Consider the following 20,655-nt stretch of genomic DNA (forward strand, 5'->3'; position numbering starts at 1 on the left):
ACACATCATGCGAAAATGACGCAAGACCGGCAGATGGGGCGCGGCGATGAACGACTCGGAGATCGACTACGCGACGGTGTTCCAGGCTTTGCCCGGCATGGTGGCCCTGCTCACCCCCGGCCTGGTGTACGCCGACGCCAACGAGGACTTCCAGCGGCTGTCCGGACGCACCCGGGAGCAGTTGGTGGGCCGCTACATCTTCGACGTCTTCCCCGACAACCCGGGCGACCCGACCGCCACCGGGATGCGGGACCTCCGGGCGTCGATGCTGCGGGTGGTGGACACCGGCGAGCGCGACACCATGGCCCTGCAGCGCTACGACGTCGAGGACCCCCAGCGGCCCGGCGAGTGGGCCGAGCGCTACTGGAGCCCGGTCAACGCGCCCGTTCTCGGCCCCGACGGCCGGGTGGCGCTGATCGTGCACCGGGTGGAGGAGGTCACCGAGCTGATCAAGGCCCGGCGCGGGCGGGCGAACGGCCACACCGGCAGCCAGGCCCGGGTACTGGAGGCCGAGCTCTACACGCGCGCCCGTGAACTGCAGGAGCTCAACGAGCGGCTGCGTCAGGCCCACGCCCGGGAACGCGAGGTGGCGCTCGCCCTGCAGGGCGCGATGCTGCCGGCCAACCGGCAGCTGAAGTACCGGCAGCTGGCCGTGCGGTACCGGCCCGCGGTGGGCGCGTTGAACGTCTGCGGCGACTGGTACGACGTGGTGGACCTGGTCGGCGGCGACCGGATCGGGGTGTCCGTGGGCGACGTGGTGGGCCACGGGCTGGAGGCGGCCGGGGTGATGGGCCAGTTGCGCAGCGCGCTCAGCGCGGCCTCCCGGGTGGCGGCGGGCCCGGCCCAGGCACTGGACGTCCTGGGCCGGTACGCCAACGTGGTGGACGGCGCCGAGTCGGCGACCGCCGTGACCACGTTCATCGACTTCGACCACCGCACCATCAGCTACAGCAGCGCCGGGCATCCCCCGCCGATCCTGGTCCACCATGACGGCCGGGTGGAACTCCTCGACCAGGCCACCGACCCGCCGCTCGACGCCCGGCCCGACCCGATGCCCAGACCGCAGGCGGGAATGCGCTACGACCGGGGGGCCACGCTCGTGCTGTACACCGACGGGCTGGTGGAGCGGCGCCGCGAGGACATCGACACCGGTCTGGCCCGGCTCGCCGAGTCCCTGGTCCGCCACCGGGGCAAGGACCCCGAGTCCCTCGCCGACGCGGTCCTGCTGGAACTGCTCCCTCCGGGCGGCGCCACGGACGACACGGCGCTGGTGATCGTACGGCTGTGAACGCGGTGCCGGGGTGGGCAGGACGGGGCCGGGCGGGAGCCGTCCGGCCTGTTCCGGACGGTGACCGTCGCGCCTACACTGACAGCGCTTTCGGCGAATGGAGGCGGGATCCCGTTGTTCTACTACCTCCTGAAGTACGTCGTGCTGGGACCGCTGTTGAGGCTGCTCTTCCGGCCCCGCATCGAGGGCTTGGAACATGTGCCGGAGTCGGGCGCGGCGATCGTGGCGGGCAACCACCTCTCCTTCTCCGACCACTTCCTGATGCCGGCGGTCCTCAAGCGGCGGATCACCTTCCTCGCCAAGGCCGAGTACTTCTCCGGTCCGGGGGTCAAGGGGCGGCTGACCGCGGCCTTCTTCCGCAGCGCCGGTCAGATCCCGGTCGACCGCTCCGGCAAGGAGGCCGGCAAGGCGGCCATCCGGGAGGGGCTCGGGGTGCTGCGCAAGGGCGAGTTGCTCGGCATCTACCCGGAGGGCACCCGGTCGCACGACGGCCGCCTGTACAAGGGCAAGGTCGGCGTGGCGGTGATGGCCCTCAGGGCGCAGGTGCCGGTCGTGCCGGTGGCGATGATCGGCACCTTCGAGGCGCAGCCGCCGGGGAAGGTCGTCCCGCGGCTGCGTCCGATCACGATCCGCTTCGGCGAGCCGCTCGACTTCTCCCGCTACAGCGGCATGGAGAACGAGAAGGCCGTCCTGCGCGCCGTCACCGACGAGATCATGTACGCCATCCTGACCCTGTCGGAGCAGGAGTACGTCGACCAGTACGCGGCCGTCGCGAAGGCGGAGCAGGCGGCGGCAGCGGAGAAGGAGCGCAGGTTCCCGCGGCTGCCGCTGCGCTGAGGCGGAGCGGGTGGGAGGGGCCGCCGGGCCCCTCCCACCCTGGGTGGTGGCCGGTTACGGCTGCGGCGTGGCGTGCGGGGCGCAGGTCACGTCCGCGGTGTCGAGCGTGCCGTTCAGCAGGTAGGCGTCGACCCTGCTGTTGACGCAGGAGTTGACCAGTCCGGTGACGCCGTGGGAGCCGGCGCCCTTCTCGGTGATCAGGCGGGAGCCCTGGAAGCGCCGGTGCAGTTCGACGGCCCCGGCGTAGGGGGTGGCGGCGTCCCGCTCGGACTGCACGATGAGCACCGGCGGGAGCCCGTGCCGCGTCCTGACGTCCACCGGGGTGCGCTGCTTGACCGGCCAGGTGGCGCACGGCAGGTTCATCCAGGCGTTGGCCCAGGTCATGAACGGGTGGTCGCGGTGCAGCCGGGTGTTGTCACGGTCCCAGGTCCGCCAGTTGCGGGGCCACTTGGCGTCGGTGCACTCGACGGCCGTGTAGACGGCGTTGCCGTTCTCCGAGGCGATGTTGCCCTCGGTGTCGGACAGGTCGGGGGCGGCGGCGTCGATCAGGGGCTGGGGGTCACCGGCGACGTACTTGCTGAAGGCCGCGGCGACCCGCTTCCACGCGGAGTCGTAGTACGGGGCGGCCTGGAAGAAGCCGATCAGCTCGGCCGGGCCGACGACCCCGCCCAGCGGGTGCGCTTCGGCGGTGGCGCGCAGGTCGAGCCACTTGGCCTGCACGGCGTCCCGGGTGGTGCCCAGGTGGTAGGTGGCGTCGTGGGCGGCGACCCAGTCCTGCCAGTCCCGCCAGCGGGTCTCGAACGCGACGTCCTGGTCCAGGTTGGCCTGGTACCAGATCTTCTCGCGGGACGGGTTGACCACGCTGTCGACGACCATGCGGCGCACATGGCCCGGGAAGAGGGTGCCGTAGACGGCGCCGAGGTAGGTGCCGTAGGAGACGCCGAGGAAGTTGAGCCGGCGCTCGCCGAGGGCGGCGCGGATGACGTCCAGGTCGCGGGCGGTGTTCGGGGTGGTCATGTGCGGCAGCATGGCGCCGCTGCGCTCCTGGCAGCCCTCGGCGTACTCGCGGGCCAGCTTGCGCTGGGCCCGCTTGTCGGCCTCGTCGTCCGGGACCGGGTCGGCCTTGGGCGCCTTGACGAACTCCTGCGGGTCCGCGCAGGAGATGGGCGCGGAGTGGCCGACACCGCGCGGGTCGAAGCCGACGAAGTCGTAGGCCTTGGCCACGTTGGCCCACACCGCGCTGCCGGTGGTGACCCGGCGCGGGAAGTACAGCCCGGAGCCGCCGGGCCCGCCCGGGTTGTAGACGAGCGCTCCCTGGCGCTCGTGCGGCGTGCCGGTGTTGCCGATGCGGTCGACGGCGAGCTTGATCTGCTTGCCGTAGGGGTGGGCGTAGTCGACCGGCACGGTCACCCAGCCGCACTGGATGGGCTTCTCCAGGCCCCAGTCGGCCGGGCAGTCCTGCCAGTCGATCCCGGTCTTCGCGGCCCGTGCGGCGGCGATCGCCGCGCCGCGCTGCTCCCGGCCCTGGCCGTGGCGGTCGGTGGTGGCGCCGGCGGTGGGCGCGGCGACGGCGCCGGCCAGCAGCGTCGCGGTGACGAGCACACCGGCCGAACCCAGCGCGCGCGTCCGTCTGTTCGGTCGTATCTCCCTCAACTGAGGTACTCCCCCTACCTGGTGACATGCGGACAGTTGGTCAGGGGGGATCCTCGCCGCTGTGCGGACCCGGGCAACAGGTCTCGCGGGGCTTCTTTGCCAATCCGATAAGCGTACGGTGCGCACCGCTCACCGGATGGCCACGCGGACCTCGTCCAGGGCGGCGTCGAGTACTCGGCGCAGCCGCAGTCCGTCCGCCGCCACGGCGGTGACCAGCACGGCGGGCCCGGCCAGGGGCAGCAGGGCGGCGGTGTCACCGAGGACCCGGGCGGCCACCGGTCGGTCGTGCAACTCCGGTGATACGAGGACCACTTGGCCCACGGCGCGATGTCCGGCCAGTACGGCGGGCCCGTCCCAGCCGCCCGGTGCGCCGGGGCCGCAGGCCAGTTCCTGGTCGAGCACCGCGCGTTCACCGATCCGCAGGACGAGCCGGCTGGTGAGCCGCCCTGGCTCCTCGCCGGTCCGGCCCAGCACCTGCTCCTCCCGCAGCACCAGGCCGGCCGTGGGGGCGAGGTCGACGCGGGTGGTGACCCGCAGGTCGCTGCCGCGGGCGGAGATCAGCGGCTCGGGCAGCCAGCGCAGCCGGGCGTGGTCGGCGACCCGGATCCGGACGTCGTAGCAGGCGTGGTCCTTCACCTGGCCGGGGAGGGCCAGCGTGGCGGCGGCGGAGGACAGCCGCAGCCGGGCGTGCTCCGCCACGTCCGCCCGCACGGCGAACCGGTCGCCGCCGAGCGGCCCGCTCATCGCGCCGACGAGCACGGCGTGCGCCTCGCCGTCCGTGCCCCGGGCGCGGCGCAGGGCCAGGGGCCCGTCGCTGCCGAGCACCGGCAGGGCCGTGCCGCCCCGGCCGTCGGCCCGGGCCACGATGCGCGCGGCGGCACGGACGCCGAGCGTGCCGGCGGCGCTCACGCGGTCCACGCGGCGAGCCGCTCCCGCACCCAGGCGGCGACGTCGCGCACCCCGGCCTCGCCGCGCAGCGACTGCAGGACGACCGGCAGTCCGGCGCGCTGCGCCTCGGCGTCGGCGGCCATCCGGCCGAGGTCGGACCCCACGTGGGGAGCGAGGTCGGTCTTGTTCACCACCAGCAGGTCGGCGGTGGTGACGCCGGGGCCGCCCTTGCGGGGGATGTCGTCCCCGCCGGCCACGTCGATGACGAAGATCTGCGCGTCCACGAGCCCCTTGGAGAAGGTGGCGGTCAGGTTGTCCCCGCCGGATTCCACCAGCACCAGGTCGAGCGGGCCGACGGCGTCCTCCAGGTCCTCCACGGCCTCCAGGTTGGCGGAGATGTCGTCCCGGATCGCGGTGTGCGGGCAGGCCCCCGTCTCCACGGCGGCGATCCGCTCGGGCGGCAGCACGGCCTCCCGCAGGAGGAACTCGGCGTCCTCGCGAGTGTAGATGTCGTTGGTCACCACCGCCAGCGAGAACTCCGCGCGCAGCGCCCTGCACAGGGCGGCCACGGTGGCGGTCTTCCCGGAACCCACGGGCCCGCCGAGCCCGATGCGCAGGGCTCGGCGGGCCCCGTCGGGCCGGCGGGCGTCGGCGCTGACGGCGGCGGGGCCGTCGTGTGAGTGGTCGAGGTGCATGGAGCTCCGTAAGTCGTCGGGCGGCCCGTCAGGGCCGGCTGAGGGGGTTGTGCCGTCCGTGGCTTCCGAGGGGGATGCGGAGCCTGCCGCGGCGACGGCGGCAGGCCCGCGGGGTACGCGTGGCGGTCTACGACGCGAACAGCCGGACCGGCCGGGCCGCGTGAGCCTCCGCCCCGATCTCCAGCACGGGCGCGGAGGCGGCGGGCAGCGCGTCCACGCCCTCCTCGGCCGCCGCCCGTCCCGCGGCGACCGCCCGGTCCACGACGATGTCCGTCTCGGGCGCCAGCCGGGCCAGCACCGCCGTCGCGTCGAAGGGGTCGAGGCCGAGCAGCCGGACGACGGCCGTCGCCGGTCCGCTGACGCTCTCGTAGGCCGCGCAGTGCGCCGCGTCCTCGGGACCGAGGCCGGCGGCGCGGGCGGCCAGCCCCAGGACGACCGGCTGGTGGGCCCCCTTGGGGAACGCTCGTGCCAGCGCGTCGAGTTCGGCGGAGGGCCAGGTCGCCCGGGCGGCCCTGGTCAGCTGCCGTCCCAGCTTGCGCGCCGCGACACGCAGCGCCGGGGAGGGGGTCCGGGCGTCGGCCGCCGCGTCCAACTCGGCCGGTGCGGCGCCGAACGCCGCCGCGGCGGCGAGTGCGGCGGCCACCAGACCCGTCGTGTGCAGCCGGCCCCGGCAGAAGTCCGCCAGATCCGCCGCGCCGGTGATCCGGCCGGCCCCGACCGCGGCCTCCGCCCCGCCGGAGTGCGCGTGCCCTCCGGCGGGGAAGCGCCCGTCGGCCAGGACCAGCAGTGCGGCCCGTGTCATGAGGACCCCCGTCAGAAGAGGAAGTAGCGCTGGGCCATCGGAAGTTCGGCCGCCGGTTCGGCCTCGACCAGTTCGCCGTCGATGCGCACGGCGAAGCTGTCGGGGTCGATCTCGACGCGTGGGCGGGCATCGTTCTCCCGGAGGTCCGCCTTGGTCACCCCGCGCGTCGAGTCGATCGCGACGAATCGCTTGCCCAGCTCCAGCCGCTCCGGCAACCCGTCATCGATCGCGAGCGCGGCCACGAAGTTGACCGAGTTGGCGGCCGGTGCCCGCCCGATCGCCCCGTACATCGGGCGGGGCAGGATCGGCTGCGGCGTCGGGATGGAGGCGTTGGCGTCGCCCATCTGCGCGTAGGCGATCTGCCCGCCCTTGAGGACGAGGTGCGGTTTGACGCCGAAGAACGCCGGTTCCCACAGCACCAGGTCGGCGAGCTTCCCGATCTCCACCGAACCCACCTCGCGGGCCAGCCCCTGGGCGAGTGCCGGGTTGATCGTGTACTTGGCGACGTACCGGCGGACCCGGTGGTTGTCCGCGCGCCCGTCGCCGGGGAGCGCGCCCCGGCGCCGCTTCATCACGTGCGCCGTCTGCCAGGTCCGCAGGATCACCTCGCCGACCCGGCCCATGGCCTGGGAGTCGGACGAGATGATCGAGATGGCGCCGAGGTCGTGCAGGATGTCCTCCGCGCCGATGGTGGAGGGCCGGATCCGGGATTCGGCGAACGCCAGGTCCTCGGGTACGGCCGGGTTCAGGTGGTGGCACACCATCAGCATGTCGAGGTGTTCCTCGGCGGTGTTCACCGTGTACGGCCGCGTCGGGTTGGTGGAGCTGGGCAGCACGTTGGGCTCCGAGACCACGGTCATGATGTCGGGCGCGTGCCCGCCGCCCGCACCCTCCGTGTGGTACGCGTGGATCCCGCGGCCGGCGATCGCGGCGAGGGTGTCGCCGACGAACCCGGCCTCGTTCAGGGTGTCCGTGTGGATGGCGACCTGGATGCCGGTCCGGTCGGCCACCGTCAGCGCGGCGTCGATGACGGCCGGCGTCGAGCCCCAGTCCTCGTGCAGTTTCAGGCCGAGGGCGCCGCCCCGGATCTGGGAGAGCATCGCCTCGTGCGAGACGGTGTTGCCCTTGCCGAGGAAGCCGATGTTCAGCGGGTACTGCTCCATCGCCGCCATCATCCGGGCGAGGTGCCAGGGGCCGGGCGTCACGGTCGTCGCCTTGGAGCCCTCGGCCGGCCCGGTCCCGCCGCCGACCAGCGTGGTCACGCCGGACGCCAACGCCTCGTCGGCGATCTGCGGGCAGATGAAGTGGACGTGCGCGTCGATCGCCCCGGCGGTCAGGATCCGCCCGTTGCCGGCGACGACCTCCGTCTCGGGTCCGATGACCAGGTCGGGGTGGACGCCGTCCATGGTGTCGGGGTTGCCGGCCTTGCCGATGCCGGTGATCCGGCCGTCCCGGACACCTACGTCGGCCTTGACGACGCCCCAGTGGTCGACGATCACCGCGCCGGTGATCACGGTGTCGGGGGTGCCGTCCGCACGGGTGGCGCACGCCTGGCCCATGGATTCCCGGATGACCTTGCCGCCGCCGAACACCGCCTCGTCCCCGGCGAGTCCGGGCCCGCCGCAGCGGTCCTCCTCGATCTCGACCAGCAGATCGGTGTCGGCGAGCCGGATCCGGTCTCCGGTGGTCGGCCCGAACAGGTCGGCGTACGCGGCACGCGAGATCTCAGGCACCTGCCGCTCCGTCCGTCCCGCCGCGCGGGCGGCTGGTGTCGCTGTCGCCGGCGCGGCGCCCGCGCGGGCCGGTGGTGCTCCGCGGCCCGGCGGTCCCGGGTGCGTCGCCCCCGTCGAGGGCGCCCGCGGTCTCCCCGCGGAGCCCGGGCACGATCCGCGCACCGGCCAGGGGGACGAGTCCCACCTCGACGGGGATGCCCGGCTCGAAGCGCACGGCGGTGCCGGCGGGGACGTCCAGCCGTCGGCCGCGGGCGGCGGTGCGGTCGAACTCAAGGCCGGGGTTGGCTTCGGCGAAGTGGTAGTGGGAGCCGACCTGGACGGGCCGGTCGGCGGCGTTGAGAACGGTCAGCCGGGTGACCTCGCGGCCCTCGTTGCAGACGATCGGGCCGTCCGCGAACAGGATCTCGCCGGGAATCATGGCTCTCCCTCAGACGATCGGGTCGTGGACGGTGACGAGCTTGGTGCCGTCCGGGAACGTCGCCTCGACCTGCACCTCGCGGATCATCTCGGGGACGCCGTCCATGACGTCGTCCCGGGTGAGCAGCTCACGCCCGGAGGACATCAGCTCCGCGACGGTACGGCCGTCGCGTGCGCCTTCGAGCAGGTGGGAGGTGATGAGGGCGACCGCCTCGGGGTGGTTGAGCCTGAGGCCGCGGGCCCGGCGCCGGTCGGCGACGTCGGCCGCCACATGGATCAGCAGCCGCTCCTGCTCGTGCGGGGTCAGTTGCACGTCCCACCTCACATCCTCGCTGTGGGCCGTACGGGGCCCGGTCGCCGCGGCCCCGGGCAACGTGCCGGGTGGCGTGGAGGGGCAGGCTAGTTGGGGCGCATTTCCGGCAAGTAAACCGAGCTGTGGTCCCCTCGGGGGACCCGCGTCCCTCGTTCAGGTGCCGGAGCGCGGCCCCCGTACGCCGGCCAGGCCCCGCAGACCGTCCTGGAGCACCGCGACGGGTGCCGCGCCGAAGAGGACCTGCTGGACGAGGAACCCCTGCACGGCGGCGATCATGGTGCTCGCGACGTGCTCCGGCGGAACGTCGGCGGGCATCATCCCGCTGTCCTGGTAGGCCCGGACCAGCGTCATCCAGCCGTCGTGGACGCGGCTGTAGCCCTCGTGCATGGTGGCGGCGAGTTCCTTGTCGCGCAGGGTCTCCGCCCACACCTGGACCACCAGGCGGGGGAAGGCCGGCTCGCCGTCGCAGGTCAGCGACGCCCGGGCGCCGAGGGCCCGGCCGAGGACCGAGCCGACCAGTTCGTCCGGGGGCGGCGGGGGGCTCAGCCGGGCGGCCTGCTCGAAGGCGCCCCGCACTTCGTCGAGCACCTCGGTGACGATGGCGCGGATGAGCTCGTCCTTGCCGCTGAAGTAGCGGTAGACCGCGCCTGCGGACAGGTCGGCCTCCTTGAGCACGTCCTGCATCGAGGTGGCGTGGAAGCCGTTGCGGGCGAAGCAGAGCGCGGCGGCGTCGAGGATCTGCCGACGCCGGGCGTCGAGATGCTGCTGGGATACGCGAGCCATACCCCCAAGCTAAAACGAACGTTCCTTCTTGACAAGAGGCGGCTACCGGAGCACGGTGAGGGCAACTGTAAAACGAACGATCCTTCTTTTTTGGGGGAAGTCATGCCCACCAGCAGCACCGCCTCGCCCACCGGCGCCGCGCAGCCCGCACAGCCCGCCGAGGCCGCCCCGCCCCCCGTCGGCCGCCGGCTGCTCGCCGCCACCCTGCTCGCCCCGGCCCTGGCACTGCTGGCCCTGTGGGCCTTCGCATGGCCGGCCGCCCGCACCGCGCCGCACGACCTCCCGCTGGGCCTGGCCGGACCCGCCGCCGCCACCGCCCCGCTGGAGCAGCGACTGCGCGAGGGGCACGAGGGCGCCTTCCGGATCCACCGCTACGCCGACGAGGCCGCCGCCCGCGAGGCCGTCGAGGACCGGACCGTATACGGCGCCGTGGTCGCCGCACCCGACGGCCCGAAACTGCTCACCGCCTCCGCCGCGAGCCCGGTCGTCGCCCAGCTCCTGCGGCGAGCGGTGGGCGAACAGGCCGCCGCGAGCGGGACACCGCTGCGGACCGAGGACGTGGTGGCCGCCCCGGCGGCCGATCCGCGCGGCGCGACCCTGACCGCGAGCGTGCTGCCGCTGGTGATGGCCGGGCTCGCGGCCGGGTCGGCGGTGACACTGCTCGGGCTGCGCGGCGGCCGGGCCGCGGTCGCGCTGACCGGCGCCGCCGGGCTGGTCGGACTGGCCGCCGCCACCCTCGCCGACAGCTGGCTCGGGGTGCTCGACGGGAACTGGTGGGCCGAGGCGGGAGCGTTCGGTCTGGCCACGCTGGCCGTGGCCGGTGCGGTCGCCGGGGCCGCCGCGCTGGCCGGCCGGGCGGGAATCGCCCTCGTCGGCGCCCTGATGATGCTGATCGGCAACCCGTTCTCGGGTGCCGCGACGGCACCGCACCTGCTGCCCGAGCCGGTGGGCACCCTCGGCCAGTGGCTGCCGCCGGGCGCGAGCGCCTCGCTGCTGCGTTCGGTGGGTTACTTCGGCGGCGCGGCGGCGACCGGCCCCCTGATCACCCTCGCCTGGTGGGCCGCGCTGGGCCTCGCGGCGGTCCTGCTCGGCACCCGGCTGACCTCCCGCGCCGGGAGCCCGGCACCGGCGGTCGAGCGGGAACTCGCCCCCGCGAGCTGACCCCGGCCGGCTCCGCGCGGGACCGGCGCGCCCTCCGCTCGGCGGGTGCCGGCCTCGGTACGGGGCCGGCGAGTCCGTCAGGACGGGTTCGACCCCGGATGTTCCGCCGCGATGCCGAACCGGCGATGCTCGCGGGCGGCGGCCCCGGCCTCGCGCACCGCGGAGACCGAGCTGATCACCTGGTCGGTGATGGGGGCGTCGAGGGCGTCGAGGCGTTCCAGGTCGGCGGCGGAGACCAGGGCGACGAGGGGCTTGCCGTGCCGGGTCACGACGACCCGTTCTCCGCCGTACACCACCCGGTTGATCAGTTCGGCGAGCTCAGCCCGGGCTTGCGTCACTGGGATCTCGTAGGCCATGCTCCCACCTTACGTCATGTACGTCCTGTACATTTTTTACGGACGCCGAAGGAGGGGGCTCACATGATCCGGCCGTCAGCCCGTCACGTTCTGCCCGAGTTCACCGAGCGCACCGGCCCCGGTCACCGCACGACGGATCCGTACGGGAAGCTGCTGGAGGAGCGGATCGTGCTGCTCGGCACACCGGTCGACGAGACGTCGGCGAACGACGTGGTGGCCCAGTTCCTCCATCTGGAGCACCGGGAGCCCGACCGGGACATCGCGCTGTACATCAACTCGCCGGGCGGTTCGCTCGACGCCATGGCGGCGATCCACGACACCATCCGGTACGTGGGCTGCGATGTCGCCACCACCTGCCTCGGCCGGGCCGGTTCCGCCGCCGCGGTACTGCTCGCGGCGGGCGCCCCGGGCAAGCGGCAGGTGCTGCCCGGGGCGCGCGTGACGCTGCGCCAGCCGGCGCTGTCCGGCCCGGTGACCGGCCAGGCGAGCGATTTGGCCCTCCAGGCCGAGGAGTTGACACGGCTGCGGGCGCTGCTGGTGGAGCTACTGGCCCGGTACACCGGGCGCGACCGGGAACGGGTGAGCGCGGACATCGAGCGGGAGCGGGTGCTCGACGCGCGGGAGGCGGTGGAGTACGGGCTGGCGGACCGGATCGTGGCCGGGCGCACCGAGTCGCTCTCCGGGTCCGGCGGGAGGTGAGACGGTCGATGCTGCCCCCCGAGCTGCCGCCCCTGCCCGCTCTGACGCGCGCGGAGGCGGAGTTGATCGACCGTTACCTCGACGTGGTCGATCTGATCGGCCGGATCAATCCGTCCCGCCCCGGTGACACCTACGGCGGGCTGCGAGCGGCCCAGACCCTGGTCGGCAAGGCGATCGCGCTGCGGGACGCCCTGGAACTGATGCACCAGCGCGGAGAGAGCGAGGTCCACGCACCCACGCTGGCGCGTGCGCTGCGCGTGCTGGACGGCGACCGCCGCACGGCGCGCGTCGCCCTGCCGCCGCTCTCCGACAGTTGACCCACCCGCCACCGGGTGCCGCCCGACGGCCGGGTGCGGCGGGTGTCCTGACCGCGATTCAAACGGCCCAAGGGAGTTACCCACGGTTGGAGTACCGAGGGACCGAATTTTCGACCAGCGGCGAGGGTCCCCGGCTTGCGCGACGCGCGTAGCTTCGGGTCGTATCGGGACATTTCTTCGCTGGTCCGCAGGGTCATGGGCCTCTTGACACCAGGTCGCGGATCGGGATGTCCACCCGAACGGGTGAGTGGTGAGTAACACCACAAATCCTCGGTTCCGTTGGGATTTTCGGACATCGGTCAGCCAAGATCCCTGACTGACGACAAGCCCCCGCCACAAGCGGCGGGGCGGTCCGGGCGGACGCCGAGTCCTGCCGCCGCCCGGACGACCGGTCGACAGGATGGTTCGGCAGGAGTGGAGGACCCGAGCACGACGGGTCGCCGGCACGGTCACGCCATGACCGGACCGAGGGACTCTTGGGGTGAAGCCGCGTCAGCGGCCGGGCAACTTCGCCAGCCCGAATCCGACAGGTCATCCTTCACAGGCGGCTGACGAAGGGTTGCGCATGACCGCGCTCAATCGTGTCCCGTCCCTCATGGTCCGGGCCGGTACGGCCTCGGCCTTCGCCATCGCCGCCGTGGGCGGCTCGATCGTGGTCCCGGGTGCCGCCGCCGACGCGGAGGCCGTCACGCCGGCGACGAAGGCCCTGCAGATCGCGGCCTCGAAGAAGGGCTCGCCCTACCGGTACGGCGCCGCCGGCCCCCACCGCTTCGACTGCTCCGGGCTGACGATGTACTCGTACAAGAAGGCCGGCAAGAGCCTGCCGCGGACGGCGGCCCAGCAGTACAACCGGACGCGACACGTCTCCGCGTCCAGCCGCAAACCCGGTGACCTGGTCTTCTTCCACTCCGGGTCGAACGTGTACCACGTCGGTCTCTACGCCGGTCACAACAAGATCTGGCACTCGCCGAAGACGGGGGACGTCGTGAAGCTGCAGAAGCTCTGGACCAGGAGTGTCTGGTACGGGCGCGTCCGCTGATTCCCAGGCCCCGGAGCGGACTCCCTGACAACCCTTCCGGGGCCTGCCCGCCGCCGCCCCGCGGGCCGTGTCCGGCGGGGCGGCGGATGAGGGACACGGGGGGCACGGGGGCACGAACGGCCGGGGCAGCGGTAGACGGGACAGGATTCCGGGGGCTACTGCTCCTGGGGGCCCGCCATGTCCTGGGGGCCCGCCATGGTCACCTGTTCGGCGGGGACGGCCCAAGGGACCTCTACGGACACCGTCTTGCCGCCCTCGCGGGTGGGCCGTACGCGCAGCCTGCCGCCGCACTCGGCGGTGAGGCAGCGGATGATGACCATGCCGCGGCCGTTGTCCTGCTGAACGGCGGCCGGGAGGCGTCTGGGGAAGCGCGGGTGGCTGTCGGTGACACCCACCCGCAGGTTCTCGTCGTGTTCGAGAACCAGGTCCACCGTGAAGGTGGGTGATCTCCCGAAGGTGTGCTGTACGGCGTTGGTGGCGAGTTCGGAGACGATCAGACGGATGGTGTCCGCGAGGTCGGCGTCCACCGGCAGCCCCCACTCCCCCAGGGTGCCGACGGCGAAGGCGCGCGCTGCCGCGACCGAGCCGGGATCGCTCGGCAGGGTGACGGATGCTTCCAGGTGGTCTGCCATGGCGACGTCGTCCCTTTCCCGCGGGACCGGAGTCCGACACGCTGCGGATGGTTCGAGTACGGTCCCGGACTGGTGCTTCGTCGTCAGCCTGCCATTGCCGCACCGGTCACGGGGGCGATCCACCAAGATATGCATATATCTGTCCCCCGAAGCGGTGAACTCTGCCACGGCAGCGCGTTGCCCGGGGGTTCGTCGGCAGTTGGGAGTACTCCATGCAGCACGGCCCCGTGGTGCGCCGCCGCAAACTCGGCGCCGAGCTGCGTGCGCTGCGCACCCGCGCGGGTCTCACCAGTGGTGAGGCGGCCCGGCTGGCGGGGTGGCACCAGTCCAAGGTGAGCCGCATCGAGACCGGGACGAGCGGTGCGAAACCGTCCGACGTCCGGTTACTGCTCGACACCTACGGCGTCGCGGACCCCCAGCTGCGCCGGCTCATGCTGATGCTGGCCGGCGCCGACGGCGCCGGCGCCGGACGGGAGCACTGGTGGCAGGCCTACCGAGGCGTGCTGCCGCCCACCTACCGGGACTTCATCAGCCTGGAGTCGCAGGCCACCGCGATGCGCACGCTGGAGACCACCGTGGTCCCGGGGCTGCTGCAGACCGCTGCTTACGCACGCGCGGTGACCCGGGCCGCGGTGGAGGGAGTGTCCGAGGACCGCCTGGACACGCTGGTCGAGGTCCGGCTGGCCCGGCAGGACGTCCTGCGGGCGAATCCGCCGCTGCGGCTGTCCGCGGTACTCGACGAGGCGGTGCTGCGTCGCGAGGTCGGCGGCCCCGAGGTGATGGCGGAGCAGCTGCGCCGCCTGGTGAGCGCCGCGCGCCTGCCCCAAGTGCGGCTGCAGGTGCTGCCGTTCGCCGCCGGGGCGCACATCGGGGTCACCGGACCTTTCGTTGTCTTCTCATTTTCGAGCACTTCTGATCTGGATGTGGTTGTTCTCGACCACTTGACGAGTAGCCTCTATCTGGAGCGGAAAGAAGACCTCCGGGCCTACACCGAGGCCTTCGACGCCCTTCGGATCCACGCCCTTTCGCCCGAGGACTCGCTGGATTTCATCGCCGCACTAGGTGACGGCGGTGCATAAGGAGGCACCCCCCATGACCGCATCGCCTCGGCACGTCCCCTCCACCCCCCGACCGGCCGACGTGCGCTGGCTGCGCAGCAGCTACAGCACGGGAGCCAACAACTGTGTCGAGACCGCCCGCCCGGCCACCGGGCCCTGGGCCGGACGGCTCGCCGTACGCGACTCGAAGAACCCGTCCGGACCCGCGCTGCTCTTCTCGCCCGAGAGCTGGACGGACTTCACGGCCGCGCTGCGCTGACCACGGCCGCGGCGACCGCCGCGCCCCGCCGGGACACGGGCGTGGACCGCCCGCTCACGGCCGCGTCTCGCCGATCACCCGTACCGCGTGCTCCAGTTGTGCCTCGGTGAGGTCCGCCCGCGCGGTCAGCCGGAGCCGTGAGACACCGTCGGGCACGGAGGGAGGACGGAAGCAGCCCACGACCAGACCGGCCGCACGGCAGTCGGCCGCCCACCGCACGGCCTCGTCCCGCGAGGGCGCGCGCACCGAGACGACCGCGGCGTCCGGACGGACCGCCGTCAGACCCGAGGCCGTCAGCCGGGTGTGCAGCTCGCCCGCCACCGCACGCACCCGTGCCGCCCGTTCCGGTTCGCGGCGCAGCAGCCGCAGGGCGGCCAGGGCGGCTCCCGCCGCCGCCGGGGCGAGGCCCGTGTCGAAGATGAAACTGCGGGCCGTGTTCACCAGATGGGCGATCACCCGTGCCGGGCCGAGCACCGCGCCCCCCTGACTGCCCAGCGCCTTGGACAGGGTGACGGTGACGACCAGGTCGTCGGCGCCCGCGAGACCCGCCGCGTGCGGGGCGCCACGCCCGCCCGCGCCCAGCACGCCGAGGCCGTGGGCGTCGTCCACGACCAGTCCGGCGCCGTACTCCCGGCAGGCGGCGGCCAGTGCCGTCAGCGGGGCGGCGTCGCCGTCCACGGAGAACACCGTGTCGGACACGACGAGGGCCGGCCCGTCATGGGCGCGCAGCGCCTTGCGCACCGCCTCCGGGTCGGAGTGCGGCACCACCTCGGTGGCGGCGCGGGCCAGCCGGCAACCGTCGATGAGGGAGGCGTGGTTGTCGGCGTCGGCGACGATCAGGGAACCGCGCGGGGTCGTCAGCGCGGTGACGGCGGCCAGGTTCGCCGCGTACCCGGAGGAGAAGACCAGGGCCGCCTCGAAGCCGCAGAACCCGGCCAGCTCGCGCTCCAGCTCGGCGTGCAGCTCGGTGGTGCCGGTGACCAGCCGGGAGCCGGTGGCGCCGCCGCCCCAGGTCCGGGCCGCCGCGGCGGCGCCCTCCACGACCTCGGGGTGGCGGGCCAGGCCCAGGTAGTCGTTGCTGGCGAGATCGAGCAGCGGCGAGTCGGCGGGGCGGGGGCGCAGGGTCCGTACGAGTCCGACGCGGCGGCGCCGCTCCGCCTGTTCGTCGATCCAGCCGAACGCCATGGGTCCTCCGGGGCTTTTGTAGGTAGCGCACAGACCCTAGCGGTCCGGCCCGCCACCCAGGGTGTGGCAATACCCACACGTCAAACCGGGTGTGTTGTGCGATCCCTACCTTGGCCGGAGGCGGGTGCGTAGGACAGGATCACGTTTTATGGACCTGCTGAACACGCTGGTGGACAAGGGGCTTCGGCGCGAGCTGCCGACCCGCCAGGAGGCGCTGGCCGTCCTGGCCACGTCCGACGACGACCTGCTCGACGTGGTGGCCGCGGCCGGAAAGGTGCGCCGTCACTGGTTCGGGCGACGGGTCAAACTCAACTATCTCGTCAATCTGAAGTCCGGGCTGTGCCCCGAGGACTGTTCGTACTGCTCCCAGCGGCTCGGCTCGAAGGCCGACATCCTGAAGTACACCTGGCTCAAGCCCGAACAGGCCTCCGAGGCGGCGGCCGCGGGCCTGTCCGGCGGTGCCAAGCGGGTCTGTCTGGTGGCGAGCGGGCGCGGGCCGACGGACCGGGACGTGGACCGGGTCTCCGAGACCATCAAGACGATCAAGGAGCAGAACGAGGGCGTCGAGGTGTGCGCCTGCCTCGGCCTGCTCTCCGACGGCCAGGCGGAGCGGCTGCGCGAGGCCGGCGCGGACGCCTACAACCACAACCTCAACACGTCCGAGGAGACGTACGGGGACATCACGACCACGCACACCTACGCGGACCGCGTGGACACCGTGCACAAGGCGCACGCGGCCGGCCTGTCGGCCTGTTCGGGGCTCATCGCCGGCATGGGCGAGAGCGACGAGGACCTGGTCGACGTGGTCTACTCGCTGCGCGAGCTGGACCCGGACTCCGTTCCGGTGAACTTCCTCATCCCCTTCGAGGGCACGCCGCTCGCCAAGGAGTGGAACCTCACGCCCCAGCGGTGCCTGCGCATCCTCGCGATGGTCCGGTTCGTCTGCCCGGACGTGGAGGTGCGCATCGCGGGCGGCCGCGAGGTGCACCTGCGGACCCTGCAGCCGCTCGCCCTGCACCTGGCCAACTCGATCTTCCTCGGTGACTACCTCACCAGCGAGGGCCAGGCCGGCAAGGCCGACCTGGAGATGATCGCGGACGCCGGTTTCGAGGTGGAGGGCGCCGACCAGGTGACCCTGCCGGAGCACCGGGCGACGGCCGGCGGGGGCTGCGGCTCCCACGAGAGCGCGGGATGCGGCTCTCACGAGAGCGCCGGGTGCGGGTCGCAGGCCGGCACGGGCTGCGGGTCGCACGAGGGCGGCGGTGTCTGCGGTACGGCGGCCGAGGCGCCGGCGGCCGCTCACGAGCCGCGCCCCGACCTGGTCGCCGTACGCCGCAGGGGTGCCGGGACGGACCTCGCGCCCAATGCCTGACCTGAGCGTGCGCGAGCTGCTGGAGCTGGACCGGCGGCACGTCTGGCACCCGTACGGCCCGATGCCCGGCCGCACCGAGCCGCTCGTCGTCGAGTCGGCGAGCGGGGTGCGGCTGCGTCCGGCGGACGGGTCCGGGGAACTGGTCGACGGGATGTCGTCCTGGTGGTCGGCGATCCACGGCTACAACCACCCGGTGCTCAACGAGGCCGCGCGCGAGCAGCTGGGCCGGATGAGCCACGTCATGTTCGGCGGGCTCACCCACGAGCCCGCCGTCCGGCTGGCGAAGCTTCTCGTCGACATGTCGCCGGACGGGCTGGAGCACGTGTTCCTCGCCGACTCGGGTTCGGTGTCGGTCGAGGTCGCGGTCAAGATGTGCCTGCAGTACTGGCGCTCGCTGGGCCGTCCGGAGAAGCGGCGGCTGATGACCTGGCGGGGCGGCTACCACGGGGACACCTGGCAGCCGATGTCCGTGTGCGACCCCGAGGGCGGGATGCACGAGCTGTGGACCGGGGTGCTGCCCCGGCAGGTGTTCGTGGACGCGCCGCCGGCCGAGTACGAGGAGTCGTACGCGGAGCGGTTGCGCTCGGCGGTCGAGCGGCACGCCGGTGAACTGGCGGCCGTGATCGTCGAGCCGGTGGTGCAGGGCGCGGGCGGGATGCGGTTCCACTCCCCCGCGTATCTGCGGGTGCTGCGCGAGGCGTGCGACGCGCACGGTGTGCTGCTGGTGTTCGACGAGATCGCCACCGGGTTCGGGCGCACCGGCGCGCTCTTCGCGGCGGAGCACGCGGCCGTGACCCCGGACGTGATGTGCGTGGGCAAGGCGCTGACCGGCGGCTATCTGACGCTGGCGGCCACGCTGTGCACGGCGCGGGTGGCCGACGGGATCTCGCGGGGCGAGGTACCGGTCCTCGCCCACGGGCCGACGTTCATGGGCAACCCGCTGGCGGCGGCCGTCGCCTGCGCGTCGATCGAACTGCTGCTCGGGCAGGACTGGCGGGCGGAGGTCAAGCGGATCGAGGCGGGACTGCGCGCGGGGCTCGCGCCGGCGGCCGCACTGCCGAACGTCCGCGACGTCCGGGTCCTCGGGGCGATCGGAGTGGTCCAGCTCGACCATCCCGTCGACATGGTGGCGGCGACGCGGGCCGCGGTCCGCGAGGGCGTCTGGCTGCGGCCGTTCCGTGATCTGATCTACACGATGCCGCCGTACGTCACCGGGGACGCGGACCTGGCGCGGATCGCCCGCGCGGTGTGCGCCGCGGCGGCCGAGCCTGCGGCGGGAGGAGACCGAGCATGCCGATCCTGATCGTCACGGGAACCGGTACGGAGGTCGGCAAGACCGTCACCACGGCGGCCGTCGCGGCGGCGGCGCTCGGCGCGGGCCGCTCGGTCGCCGTGCTGAAGGCGGCGCAGACCGGCGTACGACCGGACGAGCGCGGCGACGCCGACGAGGTCGCGCGGCTCGCCGGACCGGTGACCACGGCCGAACTCGCCCGGTATCCCGAGCCCTTGGCGCCCGCGACGGCGGCGCGGCGGGCGGGGCTGGCGCCGGTGCGGCCGGCCGAGGTGGCCGAGGCCGCCCAGAAGCTGGCTGCCGAGCACGACCTGGTGCTGGTGGAGGGCGCGGGCGGGCTGCTCGTCCGGTTCGACGAGGCGGGCGGCACGCTGGCCGACGCGGCGCGGCTGCTGCGGGCGCCGGTGCTGGTCGTCGCCGCCGCCGGGCTGGGCACGCTGAACACCACCGAGCTGACGGCCCGTGAGCTGCGCCTGCGGGGTCTGGAACTGCTGGGCGTGGTGATCGGCAGCTGGCCCGACGCGCCGGACCTGGCGATGCGGTGCAACGTCACCGACCTGCCGGAGGTCTCCGGTGCCCCCCTGCTCGGCGCCCTTCCGGCGGGCGCCGGCAGCCTGCCCCCCGCCGGCTTCCGCGCGGCGGCCCCGGGCTGGCTGGCCCCGCGGCTGGACGGCACCTGGGGCGCCCAGGAGTTCCGGGAACGCGCGGCCACCGCGTAGCCCCACCACCGTTCGACCGCAGGGAAGCGGGCGGCGACGGCGACTGCGACGGACCACCGTTCGACCGCCGGTCGGCAGCGGGCAGGCCGTGAGCGACGCCGGCGGACGGGCCCCGCATCCGCGGGTGTCGGCGCTCGGGGTGGTCGGCCCGGCTCGCTCCGGTTGCGAGCCGGCGTACGGGACGGTGCCCGGGAGCGCCGACGCCACGCCGTACGCCCCGCCCCTGTCCGGTGCGGAAACGGCTCCGCCACCGGTTTCGTCGGTCCGTCGGCCGGGGAGCGGCGGGCAGGAAGGCGTAGGGCTGCGCGGGGCCGGCCCACGGGTCCGGGGTGTCGTCGGCGCCGTCGCGGCACCGCCCGGGCGGGCGTGGCGGCCCGGGGCGCCGCAGCACCTGACCCGGCTCGCCCGCGGCGGGGCCGCGGCCGTGGGGGTGGCCCCGGGCGTGCGAGGGCAGAATCGCGGTAGCGGTATCCGCCCGCAGGAGGTCCGTCATGTCGTCAGCAGCCGCCAAGGACGCCGTCCACCACCCCCTCTTCGCCCGTTTCTACGCCCGCTGGAGCGTGACCGCGGAGCCTGTGGTCGGGCCGCTGCGGACCGAACTGCTGGCTGGGCTGTCCGGCCGGGTGATCGAGGTCGGCGCGGGCAACGGGCTGAACTTCGCCCACTATCCGCGCACCGTCGCCGAGGTGGTGGCGATCGAACCGGAACGCCGGCTGCGGGAGGCCGCACTGACGGCGGCCCGGCGCGCGGAGGTCCCGGTGGACGTGGCGCCCGGCATGGCGGAGGCGCTGCCGGTCAAGAGCGAGGCGTTCGACGCCGCCGTGCTGTCGCTCGTGCTGTGCAGCGTGCGGGACGCGGAGCGCGCGCTGCGGGAGATCCGGCGGGTCCTGAAACCGGGCGGTGAACTGCGGTTCTTCGAGCACGGGCGGGGCGGCGGCCGGGCCATGCGGCTGACCCAGCGCGCCCTGGACCGGACCGTGTGGCCCCGGCTGTTCGGCGGCTGTCATGTGGGGCGGGACCCGGTGGCCGAGATCGGGGCCGCCGGTTTCGAGACCGGCCCGTACCGGCGGCTGGTGGTGCCGGAGAAGGGTCCCGCGCTGCCCAGTTCGTACTGTGCGCTGGGTTCGGCACGCCGGTCCGCGGACCCCGGAGCGTGAG

Annotated in this window: 22 protein-coding genes, 1 pseudogene and 1 riboswitch; of the genes and pseudogenes, 12 read left to right on the top strand and 11 right to left on the bottom strand. The window is 73.6% G+C overall.

The window, feature by feature from the left end; translation table 11 throughout:
• The first annotated feature begins 46 nt into the window (after positions 1-46).
• The gene (locus tag ACSLTV_RS16865) at positions 47-1,288 is read left to right on the top strand and encodes a PP2C family protein-serine/threonine phosphatase (protein WP_432136920.1); all 1,242 of its coding nucleotides are present in this window, start codon (positions 47-49) and stop codon (positions 1,286-1,288) included.
• Between the two features lie 114 nt (positions 1,289-1,402).
• Positions 1,403-2,125, top strand: coding sequence for a lysophospholipid acyltransferase family protein (locus ACSLTV_RS16870; RefSeq protein ID WP_432136919.1), 723 nt, complete (start codon positions 1,403-1,405; stop codon positions 2,123-2,125).
• 54 nt (positions 2,126-2,179) lie between these two features.
• Here ACSLTV_RS16870 and ACSLTV_RS16875 read toward each other — a convergent pair whose 3' ends face one another.
• The 8 genes and pseudogenes from ACSLTV_RS16875 to ACSLTV_RS16910 all read right to left on the bottom strand — a co-directional run bounded on the left by ACSLTV_RS16875 (position 2,180) and on the right by ACSLTV_RS16910 (position 9,409).
• Entirely contained in the window at positions 2,180-3,778 is a 1,599-nt protein-coding gene (locus ACSLTV_RS16875; protein ID WP_432136918.1) for an alpha/beta hydrolase, read from the bottom strand.
• Positions 3,779-3,907: 129 nt separating this feature from the next.
• Positions 3,908-4,696, bottom strand: a complete 789-nt coding sequence (locus ACSLTV_RS16880; RefSeq protein ID WP_432159130.1) for an urease accessory protein UreD — start codon at positions 4,694-4,696, stop codon at positions 3,908-3,910.
• Positions 4,684-5,361, bottom strand: coding sequence for an urease accessory protein UreG (ureG, locus tag ACSLTV_RS16885; RefSeq protein ID WP_432136916.1), 678 nt, complete (start codon positions 5,359-5,361; stop codon positions 4,684-4,686). Before ureG ends, ACSLTV_RS16880 begins: the two co-directional genes overlap by 13 nt.
• Before the next feature lie 127 nt (positions 5,362-5,488).
• Complete coding sequence (locus ACSLTV_RS16890; RefSeq protein WP_432136915.1) at positions 5,489-6,163, bottom strand: urease accessory protein UreF; 675 nt, start codon at positions 6,161-6,163, stop codon at positions 5,489-5,491.
• An 11-nt stretch (positions 6,164-6,174) separates the two neighbouring features.
• The gene (locus tag ACSLTV_RS16895) at positions 6,175-7,896 is read right to left on the bottom strand and encodes an urease subunit alpha (RefSeq protein WP_435612419.1); all 1,722 of its coding nucleotides are present in this window, start codon (positions 7,894-7,896) and stop codon (positions 6,175-6,177) included.
• A 112-nt stretch (positions 7,897-8,008) separates the two neighbouring features.
• Positions 8,009-8,314: pseudogene (locus tag ACSLTV_RS16900) on the bottom strand (urease subunit beta); the annotation flags it as partial.
• A 9-nt stretch (positions 8,315-8,323) separates the two neighbouring features.
• A complete protein-coding gene (locus ACSLTV_RS16905; RefSeq protein WP_432136913.1) occupies positions 8,324-8,626 on the bottom strand; it encodes an urease subunit gamma in 303 nt (100 codons plus the stop codon).
• Between the two features lie 153 nt (positions 8,627-8,779).
• Positions 8,780-9,409, bottom strand: a complete 630-nt coding sequence (locus ACSLTV_RS16910; RefSeq protein ID WP_432157116.1) for a TetR/AcrR family transcriptional regulator — start codon at positions 9,407-9,409, stop codon at positions 8,780-8,782.
• 102 nt (positions 9,410-9,511) lie between these two features.
• Here ACSLTV_RS16910 and ACSLTV_RS16915 point away from each other — a divergent pair, with 102 nt between their 5' ends.
• Positions 9,512-10,570, top strand: a complete 1,059-nt coding sequence (locus ACSLTV_RS16915) for an ABC transporter permease (protein WP_435612420.1) — start codon at positions 9,512-9,514, stop codon at positions 10,568-10,570.
• A gap of 77 nt (positions 10,571-10,647) precedes the next feature.
• Here ACSLTV_RS16915 and ACSLTV_RS16920 read toward each other — a convergent pair whose 3' ends face one another.
• Positions 10,648-10,926, bottom strand: a complete 279-nt coding sequence (locus tag ACSLTV_RS16920) for a type II toxin-antitoxin system Phd/YefM family antitoxin (protein ID WP_435612421.1) — start codon at positions 10,924-10,926, stop codon at positions 10,648-10,650.
• A gap of 63 nt (positions 10,927-10,989) precedes the next feature.
• Between ACSLTV_RS16920 and ACSLTV_RS16925 the strand changes: the two genes are divergently transcribed.
• The 3 genes from ACSLTV_RS16925 to ACSLTV_RS16935 all read left to right on the top strand — a co-directional run bounded on the left by ACSLTV_RS16925 (position 10,990) and on the right by ACSLTV_RS16935 (position 12,981).
• Positions 10,990-11,625: an ATP-dependent Clp protease proteolytic subunit gene (locus ACSLTV_RS16925; RefSeq protein WP_435612422.1), complete on the top strand. Its 636-nt coding sequence runs from the start codon at positions 10,990-10,992 to the stop codon at positions 11,623-11,625.
• 8 nt (positions 11,626-11,633) lie between these two features.
• The gene (locus ACSLTV_RS16930; protein WP_432136908.1) at positions 11,634-11,942 is read left to right on the top strand and encodes a hypothetical protein; all 309 of its coding nucleotides are present in this window, start codon (positions 11,634-11,636) and stop codon (positions 11,940-11,942) included.
• A gap of 442 nt (positions 11,943-12,384) precedes the next feature.
• A riboswitch (cyclic di-AMP (ydaO/yuaA leader) is annotated at positions 12,385-12,504 on the top strand.
• 3 nt (positions 12,505-12,507) lie between these two features.
• Positions 12,508-12,981 carry a C40 family peptidase gene (locus tag ACSLTV_RS16935; protein ID WP_432136907.1) on the top strand — a complete coding sequence of 158 codons (474 nt, stop codon included), beginning with the start codon at positions 12,508-12,510 and terminating at the stop codon, positions 12,979-12,981.
• A gap of 155 nt (positions 12,982-13,136) precedes the next feature.
• On the opposite strand, the gene ACSLTV_RS16940 is transcribed toward ACSLTV_RS16935, so the two are convergent.
• On the bottom strand, positions 13,137-13,613 hold the full coding sequence (locus ACSLTV_RS16940; RefSeq protein WP_432136906.1) for an ATP-binding protein: 477 nt from the start codon (positions 13,611-13,613) through the stop codon (positions 13,137-13,139).
• A 212-nt stretch (positions 13,614-13,825) separates the two neighbouring features.
• On the opposite strand from ACSLTV_RS16940, the gene ACSLTV_RS16945 reads away from it, so the two are divergent.
• Both ACSLTV_RS16945 and ACSLTV_RS16950 read left to right on the top strand, forming a co-directional pair.
• A complete protein-coding gene (locus ACSLTV_RS16945) occupies positions 13,826-14,692 on the top strand; it encodes a helix-turn-helix domain-containing protein (protein WP_432136905.1) in 867 nt (288 codons plus the stop codon).
• A gap of 13 nt (positions 14,693-14,705) precedes the next feature.
• Positions 14,706-14,930, top strand: coding sequence for a DUF397 domain-containing protein (locus ACSLTV_RS16950; RefSeq protein WP_432136904.1), 225 nt, complete (start codon positions 14,706-14,708; stop codon positions 14,928-14,930).
• 54 nt (positions 14,931-14,984) lie between these two features.
• On the opposite strand, the gene ACSLTV_RS16955 is transcribed toward ACSLTV_RS16950, so the two are convergent.
• On the bottom strand, positions 14,985-16,115 hold the full coding sequence (locus ACSLTV_RS16955; protein ID WP_432136903.1) for an 8-amino-7-oxononanoate synthase: 1,131 nt from the start codon (positions 16,113-16,115) through the stop codon (positions 14,985-14,987).
• A gap of 148 nt (positions 16,116-16,263) precedes the next feature.
• Here ACSLTV_RS16955 and bioB point away from each other — a divergent pair, with 148 nt between their 5' ends.
• The 4 genes from bioB to ACSLTV_RS16975 all read left to right on the top strand — a co-directional run bounded on the left by bioB (position 16,264) and on the right by ACSLTV_RS16975 (position 20,654).
• The gene (gene bioB, locus ACSLTV_RS16960; RefSeq protein ID WP_432136902.1) at positions 16,264-17,487 is read left to right on the top strand and encodes a biotin synthase BioB; all 1,224 of its coding nucleotides are present in this window, start codon (positions 16,264-16,266) and stop codon (positions 17,485-17,487) included.
• Positions 17,480-18,790, top strand: a complete 1,311-nt coding sequence (locus ACSLTV_RS16965; RefSeq protein ID WP_432136901.1) for an adenosylmethionine--8-amino-7-oxononanoate transaminase — start codon at positions 17,480-17,482, stop codon at positions 18,788-18,790. Before bioB ends, ACSLTV_RS16965 begins: the two co-directional genes overlap by 8 nt.
• A complete protein-coding gene (gene bioD / locus ACSLTV_RS16970) occupies positions 18,778-19,497 on the top strand; it encodes a dethiobiotin synthase (protein WP_432136900.1) in 720 nt (239 codons plus the stop codon). The genes ACSLTV_RS16965 and bioD overlap by 13 nt, the downstream gene beginning before the upstream one ends.
• Positions 19,498-19,988: 491 nt before the next feature.
• Complete coding sequence (locus tag ACSLTV_RS16975) at positions 19,989-20,654, top strand: class I SAM-dependent methyltransferase (protein WP_432136899.1); 666 nt, start codon at positions 19,989-19,991, stop codon at positions 20,652-20,654.
• The last annotated feature ends 1 nt before the right edge of the window (position 20,655 follow it).

It is taken from the genome of Streptomyces sp. bgisy159 (assembly GCF_965341775.1).
In the GTDB taxonomy this organism is placed as follows: Bacteria; Actinomycetota; Actinomycetes; order Streptomycetales; family Streptomycetaceae; genus Streptomyces.

Coding starts and splice junctions, on each gene's coding strand:
- ACSLTV_RS16865 (WP_432136920.1), top strand. CDS start 47: ATGAACGACTCGGAGATCGACTACGCGACGGTGTTCCAGGCTTTGCCC.
- ureG (WP_432136916.1), bottom strand. CDS start 5,361: ATGCACCTCGACCACTCACACGACGGCCCCGCCGCCGTCAGCGCCGAC.
- ACSLTV_RS16890 (WP_432136915.1), bottom strand. CDS start 6,163: ATGACACGGGCCGCACTGCTGGTCCTGGCCGACGGGCGCTTCCCCGCC.
- ACSLTV_RS16910 (WP_432157116.1), bottom strand. CDS start 9,409: ATGGCTCGCGTATCCCAGCAGCATCTCGACGCCCGGCGTCGGCAGATC.
- ACSLTV_RS16915 (WP_435612420.1), top strand. CDS start 9,512: ATGCCCACCAGCAGCACCGCCTCGCCCACCGGCGCCGCGCAGCCCGCA.
- ACSLTV_RS16920 (WP_435612421.1), bottom strand. CDS start 10,926: ATGGCCTACGAGATCCCAGTGACGCAAGCCCGGGCTGAGCTCGCCGAA.
- ACSLTV_RS16925 (WP_435612422.1), top strand. CDS start 10,990: ATGATCCGGCCGTCAGCCCGTCACGTTCTGCCCGAGTTCACCGAGCGC.
- ACSLTV_RS16930 (WP_432136908.1), top strand. CDS start 11,634: ATGCTGCCCCCCGAGCTGCCGCCCCTGCCCGCTCTGACGCGCGCGGAG.
- ACSLTV_RS16935 (WP_432136907.1), top strand. CDS start 12,508: ATGACCGCGCTCAATCGTGTCCCGTCCCTCATGGTCCGGGCCGGTACG.
- ACSLTV_RS16940 (WP_432136906.1), bottom strand. CDS start 13,613: ATGGCAGACCACCTGGAAGCATCCGTCACCCTGCCGAGCGATCCCGGC.
- ACSLTV_RS16945 (WP_432136905.1), top strand. CDS start 13,826: ATGCAGCACGGCCCCGTGGTGCGCCGCCGCAAACTCGGCGCCGAGCTG.
- ACSLTV_RS16950 (WP_432136904.1), top strand. CDS start 14,706: ATGACCGCATCGCCTCGGCACGTCCCCTCCACCCCCCGACCGGCCGAC.
- ACSLTV_RS16955 (WP_432136903.1), bottom strand. CDS start 16,115: ATGGCGTTCGGCTGGATCGACGAACAGGCGGAGCGGCGCCGCCGCGTC.
- bioB (WP_432136902.1), top strand. CDS start 16,264: ATGGACCTGCTGAACACGCTGGTGGACAAGGGGCTTCGGCGCGAGCTG.
- ACSLTV_RS16965 (WP_432136901.1), top strand. CDS start 17,480: ATGCCTGACCTGAGCGTGCGCGAGCTGCTGGAGCTGGACCGGCGGCAC.
- bioD (WP_432136900.1), top strand. CDS start 18,778: ATGCCGATCCTGATCGTCACGGGAACCGGTACGGAGGTCGGCAAGACC.
- ACSLTV_RS16975 (WP_432136899.1), top strand. CDS start 19,989: ATGTCGTCAGCAGCCGCCAAGGACGCCGTCCACCACCCCCTCTTCGCC.